The sequence below is a fragment of the Polaromonas sp. P3_C2 genome (assembly GCF_056402675.1).
In genome coordinates, this window is record NZ_JBFUGX010000505.1 from 1 (window position 1) to 3046 (window position 3046).

General features: G+C 64.3%; 3 protein-coding genes. 1 reads left to right on the forward strand and 2 read right to left on the reverse strand.

The window, feature by feature from the left end; translation table 11 throughout:
- Both minD and minC read right to left on the reverse strand, forming a co-directional pair.
- A partial coding sequence (gene minD / locus AC1DWI_RS17975; protein WP_477725356.1) for a septum site-determining protein MinD occupies positions 1–558 on the reverse strand: 558 nt, incomplete at its 3' end.
- A 97-nt stretch (positions 559–655) separates the two neighbouring features.
- Positions 656–1456: a septum site-determining protein MinC gene (minC, locus tag AC1DWI_RS17980; protein WP_477670416.1), complete on the reverse strand. Its 801-nt coding sequence runs from the start codon at positions 1454–1456 to the stop codon at positions 656–658.
- A gap of 273 nt (positions 1457–1729) precedes the next feature.
- Between minC and AC1DWI_RS17985 the strand changes: the two genes are divergently transcribed.
- The gene (locus tag AC1DWI_RS17985; protein ID WP_477670415.1) at positions 1730–2890 is read left to right on the forward strand and encodes a metallophosphoesterase; all 1161 of its coding nucleotides are present in this window, start codon (positions 1730–1732) and stop codon (positions 2888–2890) included.
- The last annotated feature ends 156 nt before the right edge of the window (positions 2891–3046 follow it).

Here is a 3046-nt window from a genome sequence, read left to right on the forward strand (position 1 = left end):
GCCGGGGTTGTAGCGGGTGATGAGCAAATGCTCCTTGATGGCGTCGCCGCCGTCGATGGCGCGTTTGGTTTTGCTTGAAAGCATGCCGAGGATGCGGTCGGAGTCGCGCACCGAGGAGACCTCGGGGTTGGTGACGATGAGGGCTTCGTCGGCAAAGTGCATGGCCATGAGCGCGCCGGTTTCAATGCCGGCGGGGGAGTCGCAGACGATGTACTCGAAGTCCATCTCGCCCAGGTCTTTCAGCACTTTCTCGACGCCGGCTTTTGTCAGGGCGTCTTTGTCGCGCGTTTGCGAGGCGGCCAGCACAAAGAGATTGTGGCACTGCTTGTCTTTGATGAGCGCCTGGTTGAGCGTGGCTTCACCCTGAATAACGTTGATGAGGTCGTACACCACGCGGCGCTCGCAGCCCATGATGAGGTCGAGGTTGCGCAGGCCCACGTCGAAGTCGATGACCGCGGTTTTGTGCCCGCGCAAGGCAAGGCCGGTTGCAAAGCTGGCACTGGTGGTGGTTTTGCCCACGCCGCCCTTGCCGGAGGTGACCACAATGATTTTTGCCATCAGATAAAAGTCCTTTTGAAAGCGATAGATATTTCAGCCGGGGCCGCGGAACCGGCTTTGCCGGGCCGCAGGCGAAGTGAAAAGAGTGGGGCCATGTCTATGCGGCCAACACATTCATGACGAGACGGTCGCCTTCCTGGCCTTCTTCTGCGGGAACGAGCCGCACCTGCGTGGGCTGGCCTGCCAGGCCTTCGGGCAGCGGGTGTTCAGCGGTGCGGTACACGCCGGCAATCGAAATCAGCTCGGCTTCCAGCGCCAGCGAAAAAATGCGTGCCTCGGTGTTGCCGCGCGCGCCGGCCATGGCCTTGCCGCGCAGCGGCGCATACACGTGGATGTGGCCGTCGGCAATGACTTCGGCGCCGGCGTTGACCATGGCCAGCACCACCAGGTCGCGGCCGCGTGCATACACCTGCTGGCCTGAGCGCAGGGGTTTGTCGACCACCAGGGCGCCCAGCGGGGCGGCGGCGGGCGCGGCCACCACCACGGGCGGTGCTGGCTGTTGCTGCTGCACCGGTGCTGCCGCAGCGGGGCGGTCGGGCAGCAGGTGGGCGTCGGGCACGGGCAGCAGCCCGGCTTGCAGGGCGGCCGCCATTTGCGCGGGGTTGCCGCCCTTCACGGAAAGCGGCACCAGCTGGTAGCTGCCCAGCAGGGTGATGAGGGCGGGGAAGTCGATGTCGCCCACCGCGCGGCCGCTGCGCACTGCGGCGGATTGCAGCGGCGAGAGGTCGATCATCAGCGCGTCCTGGTCGAAAAAGTCGGGAATGTCGCCAAAGCGGGCTTGCAGTTCTTGCGCCAGGGCGACGAGGTCGGTGGACTTGAGCAGCAAGGCCACCAGGGGCAGGTTGGCGCTTTTGATTTCGAAGGTGGCGGGGGTGGTGGCCTGTATGGCAACAGTCATGGATGGAAAGTCATGGGCAGAAGGACAACGGGCGACCGGTGCGGAAAATGAGGGCGAGGAAAGATGGCCGAGGGTAGCGTGCGAAGGGGCTGATTCGCGCGCACGCTTTGTCGCACTTGTGAGCGTATGAAACGCTGGCCGGCAATTTGTAGCGCGCGGGTGGCTGCGGTTGTGCGGCGCGGCAGCCCTGCTTTAAGCGGCCCCCGGCATTGAATGCGCACGGCCCGTACCCATGTGCAGGGCTCATCAGCTCGTCATTACCCTGGACATTTCATGAACTTCCTGCCGCTGGCGCTTGTAACCGCGCTGCTCCATGTTTACATTGGTGCACGCCTTCTCCCCGGGCTGGGGGCGTATCCCGCGGGGCAATGGCTGTTTGCCGCGGTCCTTCTGGTGTCGGCGCTGGTTATGCCACTGGGGCTGATGGCCGGCCGTGTGGCCAAGCAGCCTCTGGCCGATGTGCTGACCTGGGCGGGCCTGCTTTTCATGGGCCTGTTTTCTTCGCTGCTGGTGTTGACGGTGGCGCGTGACGCGGCCCTGATGGTGCTGTGGCTGGCCGATGCCGTGGCGCCCGGCCACCTGCCGCTGGCGTGGCTGCGCACGGTGTCGGCCGAGGCGGTGCCGCTGCTGGGCGGGCTGATCACCGTGCTGGGTTTTCTGAATGCGCGCCGTACGGCTGCCGTGGTGAAGGTGGACGTGCCCATCAAGGGCCTGCCCGCTGCGCTGCAGGGGTTTACCGTAGCGCAAATCAGCGACATCCATGTGGGGCCGACCATCAAGCAGGCGTATTTGCGCCGCATTGTCGACAAGGTCAATGCACTGGATGCCGATGTGGTGGCCATTACGGGCGACCTGGTGGACGGCAAGGTGAGCGAGCTGGCCTCGCACGTCGCGCCGCTGGCAGAACTGCAGTCGCGCCACGGCACGTATTTTGTAACGGGCAACCACGAGTACTACTCGGGCGCGCATGCGTGGATTGACGAGCTGCGCCGGCTGGGCCTGACGGTGCTGTTGAACCAGCACGTGGTGATTCGCCCGCCTCTTCTTGCTGCAGGCCAGGACGCCACGCCGCTGGTGCTGGCGGGTGTGACGGACTACAGCGGTGGGCATTTTGACCCAGCTCATCGCAGTGACCCGGAGGCGGCTCTGCGTGGTGCGCCGGCGGAGGCTGTGCGCGTGCTGCTGGCGCACCAGCCGCGCAGTGCGGCGGCGGCAGCCAAAGCCGGCTTTGACCTGCAGCTGTCGGGCCATACGCATGGCGGGCAGTTTTATCCGTGGAACCTGTTTGTGCGGTTTCAGCAGCCGTTTACGGCGGGCTTGCACAAGCTGCAGAACCTGTGGGTTTATACGAGCCGCGGGACGGGGTACTGGGGGCCGCCCAAACGGTTTGGGGCGCCTTCGGAGATTACTTTTTTGAGGTTGGTGGTTGGGTGAGGTTGTGTTGATTTGATGGGTGCGTACTTTGCTGAGTGTTGCTGGCCGGGGGTTGCCCGGCATGCAACTCACTTTTCTTTGCTTCGCCAAAGAAAAGTAAGCAAAAGAAAGGCGACCCTGGTTCCTGCGTCCCTTCGCTTCGCTGCGGGCAACCTG